This is a genomic window from Brevibacillus fulvus, from assembly GCF_016908525.1.
Lineage (GTDB): Bacteria > Bacillota > Bacilli > Brevibacillales > Brevibacillaceae > Brevibacillus_G > Brevibacillus_G fulvus.
Genome location: NZ_JAFBEB010000003.1, coordinates 118,655 through 140,289 on the forward strand (window position 1 = coordinate 118,655; position 21,635 = coordinate 140,289).

The 21,635-nt window shown below is 51.0% G+C and carries 24 protein-coding genes; 18 read left to right on the forward strand and 6 right to left on the reverse strand.

Features of this window, described 5'->3' with window-relative positions; all coding sequences use genetic code 11:
- The first annotated feature begins 31 nt into the window (after positions 1-31).
- Both JOD01_RS05940 and dgoD read left to right on the forward strand, forming a co-directional pair.
- Positions 32-979: a fumarylacetoacetate hydrolase family protein gene (locus JOD01_RS05940; RefSeq protein ID WP_204517341.1), complete on the forward strand. Its 948-nt coding sequence runs from the start codon at positions 32-34 to the stop codon at positions 977-979.
- Entirely contained in the window at positions 976-2,124 is a 1,149-nt protein-coding gene (dgoD, locus tag JOD01_RS05945) for a galactonate dehydratase (protein WP_204517342.1), read from the forward strand. The genes JOD01_RS05940 and dgoD overlap by 4 nt, the downstream gene beginning before the upstream one ends.
- A 315-nt stretch (positions 2,125-2,439) precedes the next feature.
- Here the strand turns inward: dgoD and JOD01_RS05950 are convergent, their stop codons facing one another.
- Positions 2,440-2,829 carry a carboxymuconolactone decarboxylase family protein gene (locus JOD01_RS05950; protein WP_204517343.1) on the reverse strand — a complete coding sequence of 130 codons (390 nt, stop codon included), beginning with the start codon at positions 2,827-2,829 and terminating at the stop codon, positions 2,440-2,442.
- 104 nt (positions 2,830-2,933) lie between these two features.
- Between JOD01_RS05950 and JOD01_RS05955 the strand changes: the two genes are divergently transcribed.
- The 12 genes from JOD01_RS05955 (at position 2,934) to JOD01_RS06010 (ending at position 13,199) form a co-directional block, all read left to right on the forward strand.
- Positions 2,934-3,308, forward strand: a complete 375-nt coding sequence (locus tag JOD01_RS05955; protein ID WP_204517344.1) for a MerR family transcriptional regulator — start codon at positions 2,934-2,936, stop codon at positions 3,306-3,308.
- A 75-nt stretch (positions 3,309-3,383) separates the two neighbouring features.
- Positions 3,384-3,983, forward strand: coding sequence for a GNAT family N-acetyltransferase (locus JOD01_RS05960; protein WP_204517345.1), 600 nt, complete (start codon positions 3,384-3,386; stop codon positions 3,981-3,983).
- Positions 3,984-4,122: 139 nt separating this feature from the next.
- On the forward strand, positions 4,123-4,713 hold the full coding sequence (locus JOD01_RS05965) for a sigma-70 family RNA polymerase sigma factor (protein WP_204517346.1): 591 nt from the start codon (positions 4,123-4,125) through the stop codon (positions 4,711-4,713).
- Complete coding sequence (locus JOD01_RS05970; RefSeq protein ID WP_204517347.1) at positions 4,703-5,191, forward strand: DUF3600 domain-containing protein; 489 nt, start codon at positions 4,703-4,705, stop codon at positions 5,189-5,191. The genes JOD01_RS05965 and JOD01_RS05970 overlap by 11 nt, the downstream gene beginning before the upstream one ends.
- A 187-nt stretch (positions 5,192-5,378) precedes the next feature.
- Positions 5,379-6,059, forward strand: a complete 681-nt coding sequence (locus JOD01_RS05975; RefSeq protein WP_204517348.1) for an FCD domain-containing protein — start codon at positions 5,379-5,381, stop codon at positions 6,057-6,059.
- A gap of 116 nt (positions 6,060-6,175) precedes the next feature.
- Positions 6,176-7,198 (forward strand): C4-dicarboxylate TRAP transporter substrate-binding protein, encoded by a 1,023-nt coding sequence (locus JOD01_RS05980; protein ID WP_204517349.1) that lies wholly within the window; start codon positions 6,176-6,178, stop codon positions 7,196-7,198.
- A gap of 12 nt (positions 7,199-7,210) precedes the next feature.
- Positions 7,211-7,720, forward strand: coding sequence for a TRAP transporter small permease (locus JOD01_RS05985; RefSeq protein ID WP_204517350.1), 510 nt, complete (start codon positions 7,211-7,213; stop codon positions 7,718-7,720).
- A gap of 27 nt (positions 7,721-7,747) precedes the next feature.
- Positions 7,748-9,028 carry a TRAP transporter large permease gene (locus tag JOD01_RS05990; protein WP_204517351.1) on the forward strand — a complete coding sequence of 427 codons (1,281 nt, stop codon included), beginning with the start codon at positions 7,748-7,750 and terminating at the stop codon, positions 9,026-9,028.
- Between the two features lie 24 nt (positions 9,029-9,052).
- The gene (locus tag JOD01_RS05995; protein WP_204517352.1) at positions 9,053-9,811 is read left to right on the forward strand and encodes an SDR family NAD(P)-dependent oxidoreductase; all 759 of its coding nucleotides are present in this window, start codon (positions 9,053-9,055) and stop codon (positions 9,809-9,811) included.
- A 29-nt stretch (positions 9,812-9,840) separates the two neighbouring features.
- Positions 9,841-11,253, forward strand: coding sequence for a glucuronate isomerase (uxaC, locus tag JOD01_RS06000; protein ID WP_204517353.1), 1,413 nt, complete (start codon positions 9,841-9,843; stop codon positions 11,251-11,253).
- Positions 11,254-11,278: 25 nt separating this feature from the next.
- Positions 11,279-12,367 (forward strand): mannonate dehydratase, encoded by a 1,089-nt coding sequence (gene uxuA, locus JOD01_RS06005; RefSeq protein ID WP_204517354.1) that lies wholly within the window; start codon positions 11,279-11,281, stop codon positions 12,365-12,367.
- A complete protein-coding gene (locus tag JOD01_RS06010) occupies positions 12,351-13,199 on the forward strand; it encodes an SDR family oxidoreductase (RefSeq protein WP_204517355.1) in 849 nt (282 codons plus the stop codon). Before uxuA ends, JOD01_RS06010 begins: the two co-directional genes overlap by 17 nt.
- On the opposite strand, the gene JOD01_RS06015 is transcribed toward JOD01_RS06010, so the two are convergent.
- Positions 13,196-13,741 (reverse strand): GNAT family N-acetyltransferase, encoded by a 546-nt coding sequence (locus JOD01_RS06015; RefSeq protein ID WP_204517555.1) that lies wholly within the window; start codon positions 13,739-13,741, stop codon positions 13,196-13,198. The genes JOD01_RS06010 and JOD01_RS06015 overlap by 4 nt on opposite strands.
- Positions 13,742-14,094: 353 nt before the next feature.
- Here JOD01_RS06015 and JOD01_RS06020 point away from each other — a divergent pair, with 353 nt between their 5' ends.
- The gene (locus JOD01_RS06020) at positions 14,095-14,580 is read left to right on the forward strand and encodes a restriction endonuclease (RefSeq protein ID WP_204517356.1); all 486 of its coding nucleotides are present in this window, start codon (positions 14,095-14,097) and stop codon (positions 14,578-14,580) included.
- Between the two features lie 111 nt (positions 14,581-14,691).
- On the opposite strand, the gene JOD01_RS06025 is transcribed toward JOD01_RS06020, so the two are convergent.
- The 4 genes from JOD01_RS06025 to JOD01_RS06040 form a co-directional block, all read right to left on the reverse strand.
- On the reverse strand, positions 14,692-16,038 hold the full coding sequence (locus tag JOD01_RS06025; RefSeq protein WP_204517357.1) for an esterase-like activity of phytase family protein: 1,347 nt from the start codon (positions 16,036-16,038) through the stop codon (positions 14,692-14,694).
- Between the two features lie 125 nt (positions 16,039-16,163).
- The gene (locus tag JOD01_RS06030; protein ID WP_204517358.1) at positions 16,164-16,679 is read right to left on the reverse strand and encodes a chorismate pyruvate-lyase family protein; all 516 of its coding nucleotides are present in this window, start codon (positions 16,677-16,679) and stop codon (positions 16,164-16,166) included.
- Between the two features lie 5 nt (positions 16,680-16,684).
- Positions 16,685-17,731: a hypothetical protein gene (locus tag JOD01_RS06035; RefSeq protein WP_204517359.1), complete on the reverse strand. Its 1,047-nt coding sequence runs from the start codon at positions 17,729-17,731 to the stop codon at positions 16,685-16,687.
- Positions 17,732-17,747: 16 nt separating this feature from the next.
- A complete protein-coding gene (locus tag JOD01_RS06040; protein WP_204517360.1) occupies positions 17,748-18,677 on the reverse strand; it encodes a 3-oxoacyl-[acyl-carrier-protein] synthase III C-terminal domain-containing protein in 930 nt (309 codons plus the stop codon).
- Between the two features lie 198 nt (positions 18,678-18,875).
- Between JOD01_RS06040 and JOD01_RS06045 the strand changes: the two genes are divergently transcribed.
- The 3 genes from JOD01_RS06045 to JOD01_RS06055 all read left to right on the forward strand — a co-directional run bounded on the left by JOD01_RS06045 (position 18,876) and on the right by JOD01_RS06055 (position 21,626).
- Positions 18,876-20,279, forward strand: coding sequence for a class I adenylate-forming enzyme family protein (locus JOD01_RS06045; RefSeq protein ID WP_204517361.1), 1,404 nt, complete (start codon positions 18,876-18,878; stop codon positions 20,277-20,279).
- Positions 20,280-20,406: 127 nt separating this feature from the next.
- Positions 20,407-20,673, forward strand: a complete 267-nt coding sequence (locus JOD01_RS06050) for an acyl carrier protein (protein ID WP_204517362.1) — start codon at positions 20,407-20,409, stop codon at positions 20,671-20,673.
- A complete protein-coding gene (locus JOD01_RS06055; RefSeq protein ID WP_204517363.1) occupies positions 20,670-21,626 on the forward strand; it encodes a 3-oxoacyl-[acyl-carrier-protein] synthase III C-terminal domain-containing protein in 957 nt (318 codons plus the stop codon). The genes JOD01_RS06050 and JOD01_RS06055 overlap by 4 nt, the downstream gene beginning before the upstream one ends.
- Positions 21,627-21,635 lie beyond the last annotated feature (9 nt).

A 21,635-nucleotide genomic window follows, 5' to 3' on the forward strand; every position in this document is an offset into this window, starting at 1 on the left:
CAAAATTCGCAAAATTATGGAGGGAATCAATTTGAGATCGGTCACTTTTATCAAAGATCAACAAACCAGGCTGGGCATCAAAACCGAGCGGGGCATTCTTGATGTGGAGCGGGCGATGCAGCGCTATTCCCGGTATTCGTTGGCGCCGGCCAGCACCAAAAGGTTGATAGCGGCAGATGAACAGGAGCGGCAAGCGTTGCAAGGGCTGATTCAGACGGCATTGGAGACGGAAGATGCGGACTTTTTTTATCGGGAAGAGGAGCTGGTGTTTGGGCCTTGCGTCGATCAGCCGGAAAAAATTCTCTGCATCGGCCTGAACTATCGGAAACACGCTGAAGAATCGAACATGGCGATTCCTCAGGAGCCGATCGTTTTCAGCAAGTTTCACAATGCTTTGTCCGCCCATCAACAGCCGATTGTCATCCCGACGCTGGCCCGGCAGGTTGATTATGAGGCAGAGCTTGTGATCGTCATGCAAAAACAGGCGAAGAACGTCGCCAAAGAAGAGGCGCTCTCCTATGTGTACGGGTATTGCGCGGGAAATGACGTTTCCGCGAGAGATTTGCAGTTTAAATCCAGTCAATGGCTGCTCGGCAAAACATCTGACGGATTTTGCCCGATCGGGCCTTATTTGGTCAGCAAGGAAGAAATCCCCGATCCGAACCGGTTGCGCATCATGACGCGGGTCAATCAGGAAGTGCGGCAAGATTCCAATACCGCCGATATGATTTTTTCTTGTGCAGAAATTGTTGCTTATTTGTCCCAATACATGACTTTGCAGCCAGGAGATCTGATTATGACCGGTACACCCGAGGGCGTCATCATGGGGCAAGCGCCGGAACAACAACGTTGGCTGTCGCCCGGAGATGTCGTGGAAGTGGAAATTGAAGGTTTGGGCACGTTGACCAACAGCTTTTGCAGCGAACAAACCTCCACTGTCGCTTTGCCGTCCGGGATGGAAGGAGAACGTGCGAGGTGAAACTCACCGCGTTCAAACTTTATCAAGTGCCGCCGCGCTGGCTATTTTTAAAACTCGAAACCGATGAGGGGATCTGCGGCTGGGGAGAGCCGATCGTGGAAGGCAGAGCCGAGACGGTGCAGGCGGCCGTCAAGGAACTGGGCAGCTATTTGCTCGGCAAGGACCCGCTGCGGATTGAAGACCATTGGCAGACATTGTACCGCTCCGGTTTTTATCGGGGCGGCCCGATTTTGATGAGCGCGATTGCGGGGATCGACCAGGCGCTTTGGGACATCAAAGGCCAGTATTATCAAGCGCCGATATATCAACTGTTGGGCGGAGCTTGTCGCGATTCGATCAAAGTGTATACATGGATTGGCGGCGATCGTCCCGCAGACGTGGGCGCGGCGGCGAAAGCAGCGGTTGCCAACGGTTTTACCGCCGTCAAAATGAATGCCACCGAAGAACTGCAGTATATCGACAGTTTGGCCAAAGTGGAAGCAGTGCTGTCGCGAGTGGCAGCCGTCCGGGAAGCGGTAGGGAGTCAGGTCGGCATTGGCATCGATTTTCATGGCCGCGTGCACAAGCCGATGGCGAAAGTGTTGGCCAAAGAACTGGAGCCGTTGCGCCCGATGTTTATCGAGGAACCGGTCTTGCCCGAGAACAACGAAGCGTTGAAGGAGATTGCCCGCCATACGACGATCCCGATTGCGACCGGCGAGCGCATGTATTCGCGCTGGGATTTTAAAAAAGTGCTGGCGGACGGGTATGTTGATATTTTACAGCCCGATTTGTCCCACGCCGGCGGCATTACAGAGTGCAAAAAAATCGCCGCCATGGCCGAAGCTTACGATGTGGCCATCGCTTTTCACTGCCCGTTGGGGCCGATTGCCTTGGCTTCGGCACTGCAAGTGGACGCAACAGCGCACAATGCCGTCATTCAGGAGCAGAGCCTGGGCATTCATTATAATAAAGGGAGCGATTTATTGGATTACCTGGAGGAACCGAACGTGTTTGCCTACGAGAATGGTATGGTGCAGATTCCCCAAGGCCCCGGCCTCGGGATTGCCATTGACGAGGAGCAGGTCAAAAAGATGAGCGAGCTTGGGCACAACTGGAAAAATCCCGTCTGGCGGCATGCCGATGGGACGATTGCCGAGTGGTAAAGGAAGCGGTGCTCGCGCGATAGGCAGACTGGCGGGGAACCAGGAGAAAACTGGCGGATACATTTCATCCTCCCGCTTGGCAAACCGCTGGTAGCAGCAAGATAGTATGCCAAAACAATCCGCCGGGGTGGAGGCAAAGCGCCGAGGCAACGCTGACATGGCTGGCAAGCGCAGCGAGACGGGTTGCCGCCTTTTCCCCGGTGTGTCCGCGTTTTGGCATATGGTCGGTTTGGAATAAAGGGAGAGCGATACGGCCAAAAAATGGCTGTTCAGACGTCAGTAAAGCGGCGTTGCCACGATAACGACTGTCTTTTTCTAACCGGCCACCTCCACCTGTCGTTCCTGAAACACACGCTTCGCGACAAACACCGCATTCAGCACACGCGGAAAGCCGGTGTAGGGGATGCAGTGGGTAATCGCTTCGATAATTTCCCGCGCCGACAGTCCGACATTCAATGCGGCATTGATATGCACATGAAGCTGCGGTTCACAGCCACCCTGGGTGGTTAGCGAAGCGATCGTCACCAACTGGCGTTGCTTGATGTTCAAACCGTCTCGGCAGTAAATCTCGCCAAAGGCAAATTCCACTATGTAGCGTCCCAGATCGGGAGCGATCTCTTTCAACGAGTCAATGACCCGCTGCCCTCCTTCCCCGTCGACTTCCATCAGCTTGTCCCAGCCGCGTTTGTAACTGTCTGTACTCATCGTTATCCTCCTCAAAGTTAAGCGGTTTTTCGTACCTGTCAAAAATCTTATCGTTTCGAGCGCGCTCTAATGCAAATGTTTTTTTCTGTGGTAGAATGAAAGATATGGAAAATCGATACACGATTCAGCAAATTTCAACCATTACCGGATTGACCGTCCATACGCTGCGTTACTACGAAAAAATCGGGCTGCTTGACGCCATTGCCCGCGATGAGCACGGCTACCGGCTCTATGAACAGGCCGATCTGGCATGGCTCGCGTTTTTGCTCCGCCTGCGCGCTACGGGCATGCCGATCCGCGAGATGAAGCGCTTTTCCGACTTGCGCAGTCAGGGGAAAGCGACTGTTTCAGCCAGACGAGCTATGCTGGAGGCGCATCAAGCCCAAATCGTGCTTCAGATCGACATGCTGCAGCAAAATTTGCGAAGCATTGAGGAGAAAATAACTCATTACCGGATACTAGAGGAAGAAGACCAATAGATCAGTGTAATACGGCAGCAATCGAGTAACAACCGTGTCTGACGGCTTCTTGCCGAAAAGAGAGGTTTTTGGCAAATGGATATGAACGCTGTTTTTGCACAATTCCCTAGACTGGAATCGGATCGGCTGCTGCTGGAACGGATTGATGAACGACATCTTGACGATCTCTATGACATTTACAGCAATGACAAAGTTTTTGCGTACTGCGGAATTATCCCGAAACATAACAAACAAACCGTGAAAAAAATGATCGGCCATTTTGACCGGGATTACCGGAAACAATCGCGAATCAAGTGGGGGATTCTGCTCAAACAGGAACGGGAGAAGCTGGTCGGCATTATGGAGGCGTTTGATTTTCAGCCAAAGGTCGAGATGGTGACAATCGGCTACTTTTTGGCGGAAGCGTATTGGGGACGCGGAATAGCCCGTGAAGCGGTGCAAGTGGCGGTCGACTTCCTGATGAAGGAAGCGCAGGCCAACCGGATTCAGGCGGAAGTCATGCCCGCGAATGAAGCCTCCCGGAAAGTGTTGCTGGCAAACGGGTTTCGGCACGAGGGGACGCTGCGGCAGGCAACGTTCTGGACAGGCCAAGGCATCGTTGATTTGCAGATTTATGGCCTGCTTAAGGATGACGAAGCTGTAGCATCAAAAGAAAACAGCCTGACGGGCAAATAGCAAATAGCGGAGAACGGCCAGACAAGAGGGCGAGCCTTTCAAGGTTCGCTCTGTTTTTTTGGGGGCAAGCATTGAAAAAAATCGAACGGTCTCCCCGTTTTCAGCCAATATACAGTGTATGACTGGAGGGGGAGTGAGGATGCATCATCATTCACATGAACTGAATCAACTGATCAGCTTGGCGGCTGAGGGAAACCGTGACGCTTTTGCGGAGCTTTATGAACAAACGATTGACACGGTCTACAAGACAGTCCATTACTTGCTGGAAGACAAAGCCGATCTGGAGGATGTGATTCAGGAGATATATCTGGAGTTGCACAAATCGCTGAACCGGTTTGATCAAACCCGCTCGGCGCGCGCTTGGCTGATGGGGATCGTAATCCGGCAGGTGAGCGCCCATCGCCGAAGAAAATGGCTGCGGATTCGGCTGCTCCATAAAAGTTTGCTGCACCCGCCAAGCGAGACGGAACCGGATTTTTCCGAAGGTGTGGTGAATCAACTGGCAAGCCAACCGCTGCTGCGGGAAATTGAACGGCTGTCGTTCAAATTGAAACAAGTGCTGATCCTGCATTATCTCAATCAATATACGCAGGAGGAGATTGCCAAAATTCTCGAAATTCCGGTTGGGACGGTCAAGTCGCGGATCAACGCGGCCTTGACAAAGCTGCGGCAGAAAAAAGGGAGTACGCGGGAGTATTGGGGAAAGGTGGAGAGTCAACATGAATTTTGAAGAGCAACTTCGCGTCGCCTTGCAAGAAGATGCGCAAACTTTGCAACCGCCGGAGGAATGGAAAGAAAAAATCGTGAGCCGGGCAATGGGCAAACGGAAAAGAGGAAGCTGGAAACGACAGCTGGCGGCAGGCGTATTGGCAGCGGTTTTCCTGATTCCGACGGGAGCCTTTGCCTACGCTTATCTGGCCGACCAACTCTATGGCTCCTTGGATGCCATCAAGCATCTCGGGGCAACGCAAAGGGAGTACGACCATCTTGAATCCAAACTGCAGCAAGCAAAGTCAACATTGAGCGCAAAAGAGTTTGCCGAATTCATGTTATTGTTGAAAGATATGGCGTATTACAACGTGCAAATCGCCGATATACACGGGAACTTGCATCCAGAGCGTCTGAACGCTGCCGATCGGGAAAAATACGAACAAATCCTCAAACAATTACAGCCATACTTCGACAAGTTGAACAGCAGCGTTGATTAAATTTTTGGAAGGCAAGCCAAACAAAGGAGTTGCGGACAATTTCGGCACGCAGCTTCTTTGTTTATTTTTGGTTTCATAGCAGCAAATTGTCGAAGAATGGCATGAATTGTTGGAAAATATCAAGAATGTATACTACCATACAAGTATACTAATATGGTAACATGTGGGTAAGGGGGGCGAGAGATACGTGAACTTTGAACTGAACAAAAGACCCGGCAATTCGATCCGCGATCATATTTATCAATTGTTGCGCGAAAATATTATGAGTTTGCAAATGCGGCCCGGCTTAAATATTTCTGAAAAAGACATTTCAGCCCGGTTGGAAGTAAGCCGAACGCCCGTGAGAGAAGCTTTTGTCAAACTGGCCCAGGAAGAACTGTTGGAGATTTATCCGCAGAAAGGTACGTTTGTTTCGCTGATCGATCTCGGCCAAGTCGAAGAAGCCCGTTTTATTCGCGAACATTTGGAGCGGGCAACGGTCGTTCTTGCGTGTGAAAAGATCGATTCCGAAAGCTTGCTGGAATTGGAGTCCAATCTGCTTACCCAACAGCTTTGCGTCCAAGACAAGAACTATACGAAGCTGTTTGCATTGGATGAGGATTTTCACGCCACAATTGCCAGAGGGTGCGGCAAGAGCAGGGTATGGTCGGTGATTCAGCAAACCAATGTTCACCTGAATCGGATTCGTATCTTGCGATTGGCTGCCAATTACAATTGGGATACCATTTTGCAGCAACATCGCGAGATTCTCAACGCGATCAAAGAAAAAGATCAGGAGAAGGCGGACCGAGTGATGAAGGAGCATTTAACGCTGGTCATTTCCGAACAGGAAGATTTGAAAAAAGCGTATCCCGAATACTTCAAATAGGCCCAGGGAGTGTGCAGCAATCGGGCTGCCTTTTCCCAGACGGAAATGAAAGCGCTTAAATAACGGCGGATTGTTGAAACAACAGCCGCATTTCTAAAAAAGCGAGGGGGATAAAGATGAAAAAAACGGTTTGTGGATTGCTGCTGGCTTGTTTGCTGGCGTTCTCTGCAGGCTGCGGGCAGCAGGCGGCCGGCGGCGGGGCAGCAGGTGATACAGCGAATGGCGATGGACAGGTTTACACCTTGAAAGTAGGAACAGCACTTACGGAAACCGATCCGATTTATCAGGGATTGCAATCCTTCCAAAAGGCGGTGGAAGAGCGGACCAATGGAAAGGTAAAGATTGAAATCTATGGCAGCGGTTCGCTCGGAGAAGACAAGGATATTATCGAACAAGCGAAAGTAGGGGCCAACGTAGCGGTTTTGGTCGATTCGGGCCGCCTGGCGGAAATGGTGCCGCAGATGGGGATTTTGACCGCGCCGTATATTGTGGACAGTTACGCGGAAGCCCGCCAAGTGGTAATGTCCGACTTGTTTAAAGGGTGGGAAGCAGAACTGCAAAAAAATCACGGCGTGCAAGTGCTGTCCTTCAACTGGTATCAGGGAGACCGGCATATTTTGACGAATAAGCCGATTTTAAAACCGGAAGATTTGCAAGGAGTCCGATTGCGCACACCGGGTGCTCCGATTTGGCTGGAGACGATTAAAGCGCTTGGAGCCAGTCCTACCGGTATGGCCTGGTCGGAAGTATACCCCGCGATCCAGCAAGGAGTAATTGACGGAGCGGAAGCCCAGCATCCCGCCACCTATGGAGCGAAATTGTATGAAGTGATCAAGCATATCTCCAAAACAAAACACTTTCAATTGTTGACCGGCATTATCGCCAGCGACAAATGGATGACTCAACTTCCGGAGGAATATCAGAAAATTGTGAAAGAGGAGGCGCTGAAAGCTGGCGACGAAGCTTCCAAAAAGACGGAAGAATCGTTGAACGATTTTGAACAGAAGATGATCGAGCAAGGCGTGGAGGTACATGAGGTTGACGTCAATTTGTTCAAAGCGAAAACGGAAGTTGTTTACGACAAGTTTGAAGGTTACCGGGAGCTGCGGGAACAAATCAATAAAATTCTCGGAAAATAGGAAGTGGTCTCTTTGGAAAAGCTAACCAGCCTGTATATTCGGGTCGAACGCTTCGTCACGAATTTGCTGATGTTTGGCGTCGTGTTGTTTGTCTTCTTTGCTGCGGTCATGCGATGGGTCGGCTATCCCATCGCCTGGTCGGTCGAATTTGCCCAACTGTTATTTGCCTGGGTGATTTTTTTGGGAGCCAACCGCGCGTTACGAGAGAACAGCCACATCGGTGTGGATATGCTTGCCAAAAGGTTGCCTGAAAAAGCGGCTTTTTGGCTGGATATTGCCATGAAGCTGCTGATGCTGTTTTTCCTGATCTTTGTTGGCGGTTACGGCTTGCAATTGACTTTGGAAAATTCCGGGAGACTGGTAAACAACATGTCGATCAGTTATTCGTTCATCACGCTGTCTGTACCGATGGGCTGCCTGTTGATGATTGTGACACTGCTGGCCAAGTTGGTCAACTTGCTGCGGCCTGTAAGGACAAAGACGGAGAAGCCTGATGCGCAAGCAAACCGCGCGCTGCATTGATTGTCCGGTGCAAAAAGGGGGGATTTTATGTTAACGGTTGCGATCATTTTTCTTATCCTTTTGTTTCTCAACATGCCGGTTGCCTTTGCGATCGGAATCGCCAGTTTGAGTTACTTCATGGTGGAGCCGAACTTGCCGATCTCGATTACGACGCAAAGGATGGTGGCCGGGACTCAATCGTTTCCTTTGTTGGCCGTGCCTTTCTTCATTCTGGCCGGCAACCTGATGAATTCGTCCGGCATTACCACCCGGTTGATTCGCTTTTCCAATGCATTGACCGGACATTTGGTCGGCGGATTGGCCCACGTTTCCATCCTGCTAAGCACAATCATGGGGGGGATTTCCGGTTCGGCAAACGCGGATGCGGCGATGCAAAGCAGGATACTGGGCGTGCAAATGATCAATCGCGGGTATTCCGGCGGCTATTCCGTCGGGGTAATCGCGGTCGGCTCGCTGATTACAGCGACGATTCCGCCCAGCATCGGCTTGATTCTCTATGGCTTCGTCGGCGAAGTGTCGATTGGCAAGCTGTTTTTGGCTGGAATTGTTCCCGGAATTTTGATGATGTTCATGCTGATGACCATCAGCTATTTGATTGCCAAAAAGCGCGGCTACGATGCCACCAACAGGGTGCGCAGAGCGACGTTGAAGGAAGTGCTCCTGTCAGCGAAAGAAAGTTTTTGGGCATTGCTCTTTCCCGTCATCCTTGTGGTGGGAATTCGTTTTGGCATTTTTACGGCATCGGAGGCGGGAGCTTTTGCGGTCGTGTATGCAATTATCGTTGGTTTTGCCATCTATAAAGAGATGAATTGGCATACGTTTATTAAGGCGATTGAGCAATCCGTCATCGACAACGCCACGATCTTGCTGATTATCTCCACTTCCTCGATTTTGGGCTATCTGATCACCTACGACCGTTTGCCGCAAACGGTTGCCGAACTGATGCTGGGAACGACAAGCAATCCGACGATTTTGCTGCTGCTCATTTTGCTGTTTCTCGTTGTGGCGGGCATGTTCGTGGAATCAACGGTTCTTGTCCTGCTGCTGACGCCGATTTTCCTGCCGATCATTAAGCAGATTGGCGTTGATCCGGTTCACTTCGGTATTTTGATGATGACGATCGTCACGTTGGGGGGAATGACTCCGCCGGTCGGCGTAACGATGTATACGGCTTGCTCCTTAACCAATGTCTCCGTCGAAGAGTATATAAAGGAATCGCTTCCTTTTATCGCGGGGATTCTTGTTCTGGTCTTGATTTTGCTGTTTGTGCCCGAGTTGGTCATGTTTGTGCCGAATTGGCTGATGTAAGGAACAAAAGGGAGGCGTGAAGCAATGTATTCATTTGCAGGCAAGGTGGCTTGGATCACGGGGAGCAGTTCAGGGATTGGCCGGGCGATCGCGCTGGCGTTCGCCGAGCATGGAGCTGATGTGATCGTCCATGGCCACTCCAACATCGCCGGTGCTAAGCAAGTCATGGAGGAGGTTCAACGGCAAGGACGCCGAGCGTTGCTGGTGCAGGGCGATGTTGCCAATGCGGGGGATGTTCACCGGATGACGGCGGAAATTGAACACTCGTTTGGACGGTTGGATATTCTCGTCAATAATGCCGGTACGCTGCTCAAACGCTGCAAAATTGAAGAGATGGATGAACAACTGTGGGATCAGGTGATGAATGTGAACCTGAAGTCCGCTTTTCTCGTGACGAAAGCGGCATTGCCGCTGATGAAACGGCAAAAGCAGGGACAGATCATCAATGTGACCTCGATTGCGGCGCGAAACGGCGGCGGATTTGGCGCGGTAGCGTATGCGACAGCCAAAGCGGGCTTGAGCACACTGACCCGCGGCCTGGCGAAAGAGTTGAAAGAATACAACATCCGGGTCAATGGGATCGGACCTGGTGTGATCGCCACCGCTTTCCACGATCGCTTTACCCCGGAACCGATGCGGCAAAATAATTTGCAATCAATTCCGCTCGGCAGAGAGGGACAGCCGGAAGAAACGGCGGGAGCAGTGTTATTTTTGGCTTCAGACTATGCCAGTTATATTACGGGGGAAATTATTGAAATTAACGGCGGTCAGCTGATGGATTAGCACGTGCACAACGGTTGGGGGGGAGTGTAGTGAAACCATTTTTGCATGAAGATTTTTTGCTGGACAGCGAGACCGCCAAAAAGCTGTATCACCAATACGCCAAGGATATGCCGATCTTTGATTATCACTGTCACCTGAGCGCCAAAGAGATTGCCGAAAACCGGAAATTTGCCAATATTACGGAAGCCTGGCTTGGCGGAGATCATTACAAATGGCGAGCGATGCGCAGCAATGGCGTAAGCGAGGAATATATCACGGGGGAGAAAAGCGACAAGGAGAAGTTTGTCAGGTGGGCCGAAACCGTCCCGTATTTGATTGGCAATCCGCTGTATCATTGGACGCATCTGGAGCTGCAACGATACTTTGGCATAACGGAGCCATTAAGCGCCGAAAATGCCGACAACATCTGGGAACGGTGCAACACCTTGCTGCAAGATGAGGCGTTTACGCCGAGAGCTTTGCTCAAACGGTCGAATGTCGTCGCCTTATGCACGACCGATGACCCGACAGATTCGCTTGCCGATCACCGAAAGCTGCGGGACGATCCCGCTTTCGATGTGCAGGTGCTCCCCACGTTTCGCCCCGATCAGGCGTATCAGATTGAAAAGGAGACGTTTCCTTCCTGGGTGCAGCAGCTTGAGCAGGCAACAGACATGGCGATCGACACGTATCACGATTTTCTGACGGCGCTGGCGCGGCGAATTCAATTTTTCCACGAAGCAGGCTGCCGGTTGTCCGATCATAGCATCGAGTCGTCTTTTTATCGCGAAGCAACGGAGGAGGAGCTGTCCGCGATTTTCCGGAAAAAGCTTGACAGGAAAATACTAGGACCCGAAGAAGCGGCGAAATTTCGCTCCGCGGTGTTGCTGTTTTTGGGCCAGCGGTATCATCAGTACGGATGGGCAATGCAATTGCATATTGGCGGATTGCGCAATGCAAACACCAGAAAGCTGCATTTGCTTGGTCCCAACACCGGATACGACTCGATCGCCGATTTTTGTTACGCGGAAGATCTCGCCCGCTTTCTCGACGCTCTCGATCAGCGCCAATCTTTGCCGAAAACGATCCTGTATTGTCTCAATCCGCGGGACAACTATATGATCGCAGCGATGATCGGCAATTTTCAGGAAGGCGTCCCGGGCAAGCTCCAGTTTGGCTCCGCCTGGTGGTTCAACGATCATCACGATGGCATGAAGGAACAGATGAAAGCGCTGGCCAATGTCGGACTGCTTTCCCGCTTTATCGGGATGCTGACCGATTCGCGAAGCCTGCTTTCTTTTACCAGGCATGAGTATTTCCGCCGTATCCTGTGCAATTTGTTGGGAGATTGGGTAGAGCGGGGCGAGTATCCCGCTGACTTCGCGCTCTTGGAGCAAATTGTCCGGAATATTTGCTTTGAAAATATCCGTAATTACCTTGACATGGAACTTTCGAACGACTAGACCAACGTTATTGGAGGCTGCGATATTGAGAATGGTATTCCGCTGGTATGGGGAAGGGAATGATCGCATTCCGCTGCGCCATATCAAACAAATTCCAGGTGTAGAAGGTATTGTTTGGGCATTGCATGATGTTCCGGCCGGAGCAGAATGGCCGATGGAAAAAATTTTGCAAGTAAAGGAACAGGCCGACAAGTACGGCTTGCATATCGATGTGGTGGAAAGCGTCAATGTTCACGAAGATATCAAGCTGGGGTTGCCGACAAGGAAGCAATATATTGAAAACTACAAGCGGACGATCGAAAAGCTGGCAAAGGTCGGCGTGAAAGTGATTTGCTACAACTTTATGCCCGTTTTTGATTGGCTGCGCACCGAACTGTACAAAGAGCTTCCCGATGGTTCAACCGCGCTTTTTTACGAACATGCCAAAATCGATGCCATCGATCCGATGGAGCTGGTCAACAAAATCGCCGGAAATCCGGAATTTACGATGCCCGGCTGGGAACCGGAGCGATTGCAGGATTTGACGAGTCTGTTTGCTGCTTACAAGCATGTCGGCGAAGCGGATTTGTGGGAAAATCTGAAATATTTTCTGGAAGAAATTATTCCCGTAGCGGAGCAGAACGAGATCAAGATGGCGATCCACCCTGACGATCCCCCCTGGCCGATCTTTGGGTTGCCGCGAATCATGACCAGTCAGGAAAATTTGCGCAAGTTCCTCCAACTGGTGGACAGTCCGTACAACGGCATCACTTTGTGCAGCGGGGCGTTGGGAGCCAATCCGCAAAACGATATTGTCGAGATGGTCAAAGAATTTGCCGATCGCATTCCGTTCGCTCATATTCGCAATGTGAAAGTGTATGAAAACGGCGACTTTGTGGAAACTTCGCATCGCTCCCAAGACGGGTCGCTCGATATTTGCCGGATCGTCAAAGCGTATCACGATATCGGCTATACCGGTTACGCCAGACCGGATCACGGCCGGCACATTTTTGACGAAGAATGCCGCCCCGGTTACGGTCTTTATGATCGGGCGCTGGGCATCATGTATCTTTGGGGAATTTGGGATACGCTGCAACGAACGAAGGAGGGGGAAAGCCATGCTGGCCATCAATGAAAGGTTACGAGGAAAAGTTGCCGTCGTTACAGGCGGCGGCGGGGTGCTCTGCAGTGCGATGGCACGGGAATTGGGCAGACAGGGCGTCAAGGTGGCGATCCTCAATCGTACGGCGGAAAAAGGCGAAAAGGTAGCAGAACAAATCCGGCAGGCAGGCGGCGAGGCGATGGCGGTCGCCTGTGACGTGCTGAATGCAGAGAGCGTCAAACAGGCGGAGGAAATCGTTTTTGCCGCATACGGCCCCTGTGATATTTTGATTAACGGCGCGGGAGGAAACCATCCGAAAGGTGTGACTACCAAGGAAATTTTTGAACAGGGCGATTTGGCCAACCCGGACATCGCCACCTTCTTTGATCTGACCGAAGAAGGATTCAGCTATGTATTCAATTTGAACATCCTCGGGACATTGATCCCGACACAAGTGTTTACGAAAAAGATGATCAACCGGCAGGGAGCGATTGTCATCAACATCTCATCGATGAGTGCTCCTTCTCCGATGACAAAAGTTCCGGCTTACAGCGCTGCCAAGGCGGGGATCGAGAATTTTACGAAGTGGTTGGCGGTTCATATGGCCGAGGCCGGCATCCGCGTCAACGCAATCGCCCCCGGTTTTTTCCTGACGGAGCAAAACCGAAATCTATTGACGAACGAGGACGGTTCCTTGACGGAACGCTCTCATAAAATTCTCACACATACGCCGATGCGCAGATTCGGCAAACCGGAAGACCTGCTTGGGACTGTCATCTGGCTGGCGGATGAGCAAATGTCCGGCTTTGTTACCGGCATTACCATACCGATTGATGGCGGATTTATGGCCTACGCGGGCGTTTAACGCTCAAGCCGGCGGTCCAGGGGCAGCGGCATTGGCAAAGCGGAGCGAATGCCGACATAAATGCAATGGTCTTTCCCGAAAAGATGAAACATCCGTTCAAATGAAAATCCGATTCGTTCGGCGACGCGGATCGACGGCCGATTGCGCGGAACAATAATGCTAATCAAGCGTGGCAAACCGAGTGTTTCAAAACCGTACTGTTTGCAAGCCAAGGCGGCCTCGGTGGCATAGCCGTTTCCCCAATAGGCTTTGTTGAGATGGTAGCCGATCTCCACTTCGGTCTGGTCAGCCAAATTTTGCTTGATCAAACCGCAGTCGCCGATCATAATGCCGCTTTGTTTCAAACAAACAGCCCACAGGCCAAAGCCGTCTTTCGCATAACGTTCGCGGTTTCTGCTGATCCACGCTTTCGTATGCCGGCTGCTGAAGGGAGCGGGATAAAACTGCATCGTTTCCGGATCGGCGAACATGGCATGCGCGGCGGCAAAATCATCTTCCTGATACGGCCTGAGGATGAGCCGGGGAGTTTCGATCATCGCGATCACCTGCCTTTCTGCGAAACTGAATACAAGATCATTGTAGCGAATAGGTTGGTTGTATGCTATTTCGCCGGTCGTTTTCCAATCAACAAAAAACACCTTCATGTTAGGATCTGCCAGTACATTATGTTTTGGCGGCATCTTATGAAGGTGTTTTTATTTATTCGTACTATGATAAAATGGTAAGTGCCAAAAATAAAGTAAGAAATGAAATAAAAACAATAAGGATGAAGGAAGATTTGGAACATACAATCATTATTGCAGGTATCATCGTTCTTTTGTTACTCTTGACGTTACGTTTTTTTCACAGACTCCGACCCAAAACTGTTGCTTCACCTAACTACTCAGGCGTAGCATTGCGAGACATTACGATTCAAGACATCGACAGGATGGAGGGGCAGCAGTTTGAAGAATACATAACCCGGGTTTTGCGGGAAGCAGGGTATGTGGACGCCTATCAGACTCATGTCACGGGCGACTACGGTGCCGATGTGGTATTTACGGATCGATCTGGCCAACGAAACATTATTCAAACAAAACGATACGACACAGACATTCCCGTAAATTTGGAAGCGGTACAGCAAGTGTATACCGCCAAAAATTATTATCAGGCAAAGAAAACGATGGTCATCACATCTTCTACATACAGGGAGTCAGCGGAAACGCTAGCCGGTGTAAACGGGGTGTTGTTATTGGATCGTCATGACTTGATTCAACTGATCGATGCTTTGCGGAAAAATGACGTCGAATGGGTAAAGAATATTCTTGAACGAGACCCACGAATCATCTACTCTTTTTGGGACGATCCAGAATATACACGCCTGATAAACAAAACCAAGTAATCGAAAAAGGAGAAGGTCGTCAAGCGAACCTCTCCTTTTTTTCGTGTCAAGATGAAAGGTATGACAGAGAAACTTGCCCTGTTGCCTTTGTCTTTTGCCGCTGCTGTGTGATTACTGAATCGTATAAGGCAGGCGGAAAGTCCACAGCTCGGTACCGTTGCCGGGAGACGTGCTGCCTACGCCAAAATCATTGTCGTTGACGATGACCAGCGTATTTCCGTTGACCAGCGAGATTCCTTCGATTTTTTCATAGGGAAATTGGAAACTTGCCGCATCAAGGATTGTCCGTTTGACAGGCGGCATGATGCCGTGAGTTTTCAATTCAGCCATTGTCATTTGTTCCAGAGTTTTGCCCGCCGTCGGATTGTCGTATTCGCCAAGAACGTTTGTCGCCTGGGACAGGTCGATTGAATAGATCCGTTTCAATTGGGCCTCGTCGCCCGCGTTTTTGTCACGTTCATCGATCAGCAAAGTATGTTCATTGACGGCCAACAGATCAGAAATCACAATATCCGACTGCTTCAATCCGCTGAACTGGGACGCATCCTCTGTCAGGTAGACATAGGCGGCAACCGGTTGCAGCGTTTGCAGATCGATTTTGATGATGCGCAGCTGGCGGGAGTTGTCGGTCGACTTGTCCGGATTGCGCAGCGGACTTTGCATAGCCATGAACATGAACTTGCCGTCAGGCGTAATGCCTACCGATTCGGCACCGCGATTTTGCCGCAGTTGATTGTAGACGGCCGGCAACACTTCACGGGCGGGTACAAGCGGAGTGGAGACTTGTGACGCCCAGCCTTTTGGCACGATGCGCTCGATAATTGTGCCGTCTCGTTTGACATGAACGATCGAGGGACCGTATTCGTCGGAAAGCCAGAACGAATCATCTTTGGCGTTGTAAGCCAATCCTTCAATATCCAGGCCGTAGGGATCATAAGCCAATTCTTTTGTTCCTTGCGGGTTAAAAGGGACCTCGTCACGTCCTTTGATATTCGGCAGCCCTGTTACCTGACTGGTGCCAGAGACAGGGTCTTTGCCATTTACCTTTAGCTTAATTTGTTCCAGAATGTTGATTTTTCCATCTGCCAACTCAATTTTATAAATACTCGGTGTGTAATGGGGCAGCGGAAAAGTGCGAACCGTCAGACCATTGATTTCAACTTCACCATTCGGTCCCCGGTCTGCTGTCGTATAGAAAATATTGTCCGGGTCGCCGGGCAAATGGGCCAAAGAGGAACCGACGCCCATTTTGATCCCGTCTGCCAAATCAGGAGCGGACAAGCTGTATTTCGCCAACAATGCCGGCTTTGGCGTCAGCGTAACCGTACCGCGAATTTCATCGCTGTCCGCATAATTGAAGCTGGTGGTGTGATCCAACAGCGCTGCGGAGCTTGTCCCTGAAACCGATGTAAAAGTGAGCGCTGCCAAAGCGGCTATCATCCATTTTTTTTGGTGCATATTGGAGAGTCTCCCTTCCCGTAAGGAATAAGTTCGTTTACAGAGGACATCGTATCAATCAATTGTGAAGTATCTATGAGATTTGTGGGAAATTTCTGTAAAGAACCGGGAGAGTTCCGCTTTATTCACTCTTCAAACGCATGTGCCGCGACAAACTTGGGGTGAAAAAGCTCGCGGATATACAGCAGCGGTTTTTGCTCCAGCCAAATGACATAGTGTTTGAAGGCACAGGTCGATGGTACTGCATCGAAAGTGAATTCACGGGTGCCGTGGCCAAGAAGCTGCCGGTATTGCGGCCATCTTTCTCCCAAAAGCAATTTTCCCAAGGGCAGTTCTTCCTGTTCCATCCCGGTCAACAGACTTTCTGCGATTTGGGTGCGAGCGACTACGTAATTGCGCGAGACCACTTCCTGAGCAGGTGTTACCAATGCGGAATGACGTACCAGCAGCGGCTCTCCGCTCTCTACGCACAACCACTGCAAAATGTCTGCCTCAACTTCATCCGTCCGGACGACTTTCTGGCTGGGTACGGCAACTTGTAACGACGTATTTAACAGGCTTTCCAACAATAGTGTGGTGGAACCGTCGCTGCGAAGCAACATCCGCGTGCCCACTTTGCTGGGCAGTTCATACTGTAACATGACGTTCACTCCTTTTTGTTTTTTTGCAATAAAACAAAGCCCAGCGAAGCAAGCGGCCCGGCAGGCACCAGCAGGACAAAACTTCCTCTGCTGACTTGTTTTCCGGTATCCAGTTCATGCAGGGAGATCAGACAGTCGCTGTTTAGCAAATTGCACTCCGGCAGAAGCTCGCGCCGATAGAGTCGGCAAGCTCCCTGCGCCAAGCAGGCCGTCTCCTGAAAAAAACGCTCACTGAGATGCTGCGGCACCAGCCACTCCAAATCGCGAAAGCCTATGTCGTTTTTGCTGAGAAAATCGGGCAGCAGTGCCGTCAGCTGCTTGTAAAAAGTCGCTTCATGCTGATGGTAGTCATTAATTGTCCAATGATACGGATTAGGGTGATGCAGTGCCCAATGGTGGAATTGACAGTCAAGGATAGTCCATTCCCCCTCATCCGGAGCGACCAGACAGGCAGCAGCGCTGTCCCCTTTAGGAAACTGCTGAAAAAAAGCGCGCGGCTGTGGCGGACAAACTTGGTCGGTGGTCACCAGCAAGGAAGGCAACCTTTCTCCCGCTTGGCCGTCTGTCTGTTCAAGGACGTGCAGCATACGCAAGGCGCTGGCGACGGTTATCGATCCTTGCCCGCAGACGGAAAAGGGAAGAGTATGTTTTAGCTTCAAAATTTTTTTGATTTTTTGTGTGGGCGTAAGCGTGATGCTCGGTTCGAGCGTTTCGTGGCCATAGAGCAAATATTTGACCGTGGGTCGCGTCGGGTTGCATGTGGCAAGCAGTTGGCGTACAGCCGCAAGCGCAAGTTCGGCGCCTCCTGGTGTGAAGGATACGGGCAGTTTGGTATCCCCCCATTCGCTTTCCTTCGCCGAGGGCAATGGGGAACCGTCTAAGGGCAATCCGTACTCCTCGTAAAGGGCATACAATGGATGCTGCAATTGATTTTCCCGCCAGTTCGGGATCGCTTGCCGCCGCTGTTGCCAGAGTTGGCCAAGCGACAGGCGGGTATCCGGCAGCCACACCGATACAGATGAAAGAGACAAGGTCGGTTTGAATTGCAACAAGATCAGCCCATTTCGATTAAAATTGAAAAATGGTGCAGCCAAATGCACTGCCCATTCCCAGCGACAGGGTGGCATAATAATCCCCAGTCGTTAGGAGTCCGTTTGTTTTCGCAGCTTGCAGATTCAACAGATTGTCTACATTTTGCGCATGCCCAACCGTGGACAAGGTCGGATAATAAAACTTCTCGCGGGGAAGATGCAGTGCTTTCGCCACGGTATTCCATGTAACCTCATTAATATTGTTGGGGAAAATCCAGCGCAGCTGCTCGGCTTCAAGCCGGCATGCGATTAAGCTTGAACGGATGATTTTTACCAATCCGAGTGGAAAAGTCGCCTGAAACCATTTCCATTCCTTTGGATCCGATCGTACGCTGTTAAAGACGGTTGCTTCCGTCTGGATCGAGGTGTGCAGTATGCGATGTTGATGGGCATGACGGGAAAGAAAGACCGCGGCCGCCGCATCTCCGGAGATCGTACTGTCTTTTAGATAGCGATGCTTCGGAATAAACACCTTATCTCCGATCAGCAACAGCGCGCCCGGCACGTCCGGATGCGCTTCCAGCCAACGTCTGGCCAAAAACAGCAACAAATCGGAGGAGGCGCAGTTCATTTGCGCGAACGTGATCTTTGGCAGATGGTCCAACCCGTATTCCTGCTGAAGTTGTGTCAAAGGATCGAATAAGTACGGAAAATTGGTCAGGAAAGCATGGGTACACAAGATCGCGCCAATCTGTGAAACAATTTCCGGCCGCTTGTGAAACAGCAGCTGTGCGGCTTGAACCAGCAGATGGTGAAGCTGCCGTTTCGGTTCGACAGCAACGTGAGCGAAGCCGTACTCTTGAAGCCGCGCTTGTTCCTCGCCGGACAGGCTCAATTCGGTTGCCAGTTCTTTGACAGAGCTGCGCTTTTGCGGCACATATGTCGCAAACGCTTCCATCCCAATCATGCAGCCACTCCCTTCCTCTATCCGTTTTCTCCTTACTCATAACTAACAAGTTTCGAGCAAGTTGAACATCATCCAGACGTTATTTTTCCGTCTGCGCTTTTGATACGGTGAATTCACGGTGGATTAATAGGAACATCGCATAGGCAGGAAGTATGCTTAAGCTGTGTATCTCAGCTAGAGTTCGAAAGGAGGCTGCCGATGGGGCGCTTGTCCGCTTGGATCATGCAGCATGATCATCCGCAGAAGATAGCCATTAGCGATGGCACGGAATCGATCACGTATGGTGAATTGCCAAAGTATATGGCCGCGATTCAGCACGCCGTGGCCACGTTACAAGAGGAAAACGGTAAACGACCTGTCGGGGTTGTAGTTGATCAATCGGCAACATCCGCTTTGATTCTCCTCAGTCTGATTGACGGCGGCGTTTCTTTTTTGCCGTTGGACCAACAAACTACGCAGGCGGAACAAGACCGTCTGGCGAAAATGGCTTTCATTCGACGCTGGATCAAGCCAGACGGCGGCGACCGGGCGATCAGCTATTCCCGGTTGCTTGCCAAAGGGGAATCACGGTCGATGGAAACCGGGGCAACGGAAACTGACTTGTCCGCTTCGTCCGCTGTGGTTTTGTTGCCCACCTCCGGCTCAACCGGTCCGATGAAACTTGCTCAACTTACCCATGCGGTTTTGTATCGGGAAGGGCTGGTTTACAAGGAGTGGTTCGACTTTACTGCAGACGATATCGCTCTTACTACCACTCCGCTCAACTATATGTACGGATTGACCGGTTCGTTGATGGGCAGCGTGCTGGCGGGAGCGACCCTGCGCATCTGTTCCGCTCCGACGCCGCGAAAAGTGGCCAGCGAAGCGCTGGCGTCTCGCAGTACAATTTTGTTTGGCGTTCCATTGCTTTACCAACTATTGACGCAAGCGGAGATGATTACATCCAACCAGTTGTCTGCGCTGCGTATGGCCATTTCCGCCGGTGGCCGTTTGGACCCCGCTATTGCATCCGCGTTTCACGGTAAGTTTGGAGCACGTCTTTTACAAGTTTATGGCAGCACGGAAACAGGTGCGATCGCCGCGACCGATCCAACCGGCGCAGAAACGGACGGAGCGGTTGGCTCGATTCTTCCCGAGGTAGAGGTGGAACTAACCGACCAGCAGGTGATTGTCGTGCGTAGTCCCAGTTTGTTTCAGGGATATGTTACAGCGGAACATGGCTTTGTCAGTCCGCTCCACAACGGTGCCTACGTTACCGCCGACATCGGGATGATAAAGGGTCGGCAGCTTTTTTTAACAGGGCGGCAAAGTGAATTTATCAATGTGGCCGGACGCAAGGTGAATGCTAACGAGATTGCGCAGGTGCTCCGCTCTTTTCCGGGAATACTTCAGGCCAAGGTCGTGGGTGAGAACGACAGTCTGTACGGCCAAAAAATAATCGCCTATGTGGTCGCCGAGGCCGCCGTGTCCCCGCAAGACATTCGGTTTTTTTTAGCTCGCCATTTGGCTTTCTACAAAATCCCCCATGAGATAAAGCTGACGGCTGAATTGCCGCGATCGTGGAAAGAACAATATGTCCATCAAGATAGGGAAATGCCGTAAAAAAATGACCAAGGACCACAGATTAGCAAGAAACACTGAGAAAAGTGACAAAAAATGTTGAGATAACCTACCGCAAAAAACGATATTTTGGTGGTGAAAGATAAACACATCAGCCAAGGAGGGGGTTATGAAACGGAATCGGCAAGAAGTGTTCATGGAAATTTTGACTGTGTTCAATGAAAACAACGTAAATACAGATGCGCTCAGCTTCGATGTCCGATTGGATGCGCCTGACTTTCCCATCGATTCGGTTTTGTTTATGAAGCTTTTGGTTGATCTGGAGAACCGGTTTCAAATTGAACTGAACTATCCGGAGGCATTGGGCGCAGAGAAACCTACGCTCGGCAGCTTGACTGACTATATTGAAGGCTGTCTGGCCAGGAAAACGCAATGAGAACCCCGACTGATGATTTTTCCATTCATGATCTGTCTGTTTATGTCCCGCCAAGGCGTGTCAGCGTAGAACGTCTGGCTGCGGAAATTGTGCAGCACGGCGGTGTATTCTCCGGGGAAGAAATCCGACGGTTCAAGACAGACTATCGCTTTTCACATGTGCCGGTAGAGAGAGAGCGAAGTTTGCCGGAGATGTTGCGGGAGGCTTGTCATCCGCTAGTGGAGCGGTTGCGCCGACAAAGTTTGCCGATCGATCGAATTTTGATGGTTCGGACTTCCGAGCTGTCTTGGCACGATGAAAATATGCTTCGTGAAGTACTCCACACGTATGGATTGCAGGAACGGCCATTCCACGCCATCGGACAGCATAACTGCGCTTCTGTTCACCTGGCGCTGCGCATGGCACGCAATCTGTTCCGGACGGACCCGTACACTAGCGGCATTTTGCTTGTCTCGGCAGATAAAGCGATCCATCCTTTTTTTCGCAGACTGCCTGACTCGCTGCTGGGCGATTGTGCCAGTGCCTGCTACTTGATCAGAGGCAGGAAACTCCACCGTACCCTGCTGATTGAAAATGTGGTCGATCCGACCTTTTATGACGGGATCAGTGGCAAAGCGGAGGATTGGAAATGGTTTCAAACAACATATTTCTTTGCGTTGCGCCAAATTATTATGACGACTTTGCGCAAAGCATCGCTCGCTTTTGATGATGTAAGATTGCTGATTGGGAGCAATGTCAACTACCGGACCTGGCAGGTTTTAGCGGAGATGCTCAGACTCCGTCCAGATAAATTTTACACGGAGACCATCGCTGAGGCGGGCCATCTCTATTGCTCGGACATCCTCTACAATCTGCAAGCGGCGGTCGCTGACGGGCGGTTGAGAAAAGGCGATTTGTATCTTACGGTTTCCGTAGGCATCGGCAGTTATGGATGTGCGCTGCATCAATTTTAGGGGGGAGCC

Bases quoted from the DNA above. Each gene is read 5' to 3' on its own strand.
- JOD01_RS06030 (WP_204517358.1), bottom strand. From the start codon at position 16,679: ATGTTACAGTATGAACTGCCCAGCAAAGTGGGCACGCGGATGTTGCTT.
- JOD01_RS06050 (WP_204517362.1), top strand. From the start codon at position 20,407: ATGAAACGGAATCGGCAAGAAGTGTTCATGGAAATTTTGACTGTGTTC.
- JOD01_RS05955 (WP_204517344.1), top strand. From the start codon at position 2,934: ATGGAAAATCGATACACGATTCAGCAAATTTCAACCATTACCGGATTG.
- JOD01_RS06055 (WP_204517363.1), top strand. From the start codon at position 20,670: ATGAGAACCCCGACTGATGATTTTTCCATTCATGATCTGTCTGTTTAT.
- JOD01_RS05965 (WP_204517346.1), top strand. From the start codon at position 4,123: ATGCATCATCATTCACATGAACTGAATCAACTGATCAGCTTGGCGGCT.
- JOD01_RS05995 (WP_204517352.1), top strand. From the start codon at position 9,053: ATGTATTCATTTGCAGGCAAGGTGGCTTGGATCACGGGGAGCAGTTCA.
- JOD01_RS06045 (WP_204517361.1), top strand. From the start codon at position 18,876: ATGGGGCGCTTGTCCGCTTGGATCATGCAGCATGATCATCCGCAGAAG.
- JOD01_RS06010 (WP_204517355.1), top strand. From the start codon at position 12,351: ATGCTGGCCATCAATGAAAGGTTACGAGGAAAAGTTGCCGTCGTTACA.
- JOD01_RS05980 (WP_204517349.1), top strand. From the start codon at position 6,176: ATGAAAAAAACGGTTTGTGGATTGCTGCTGGCTTGTTTGCTGGCGTTC.
- JOD01_RS06025 (WP_204517357.1), bottom strand. From the start codon at position 16,038: ATGCACCAAAAAAAATGGATGATAGCCGCTTTGGCAGCGCTCACTTTT.
- JOD01_RS06040 (WP_204517360.1), bottom strand. From the start codon at position 18,677: ATGATTGGGATGGAAGCGTTTGCGACATATGTGCCGCAAAAGCGCAGC.
- JOD01_RS05970 (WP_204517347.1), top strand. From the start codon at position 4,703: ATGAATTTTGAAGAGCAACTTCGCGTCGCCTTGCAAGAAGATGCGCAA.
- JOD01_RS05990 (WP_204517351.1), top strand. From the start codon at position 7,748: ATGTTAACGGTTGCGATCATTTTTCTTATCCTTTTGTTTCTCAACATG.
- JOD01_RS05960 (WP_204517345.1), top strand. From the start codon at position 3,384: ATGGATATGAACGCTGTTTTTGCACAATTCCCTAGACTGGAATCGGAT.
- JOD01_RS05950 (WP_204517343.1), bottom strand. From the start codon at position 2,829: ATGAGTACAGACAGTTACAAACGCGGCTGGGACAAGCTGATGGAAGTC.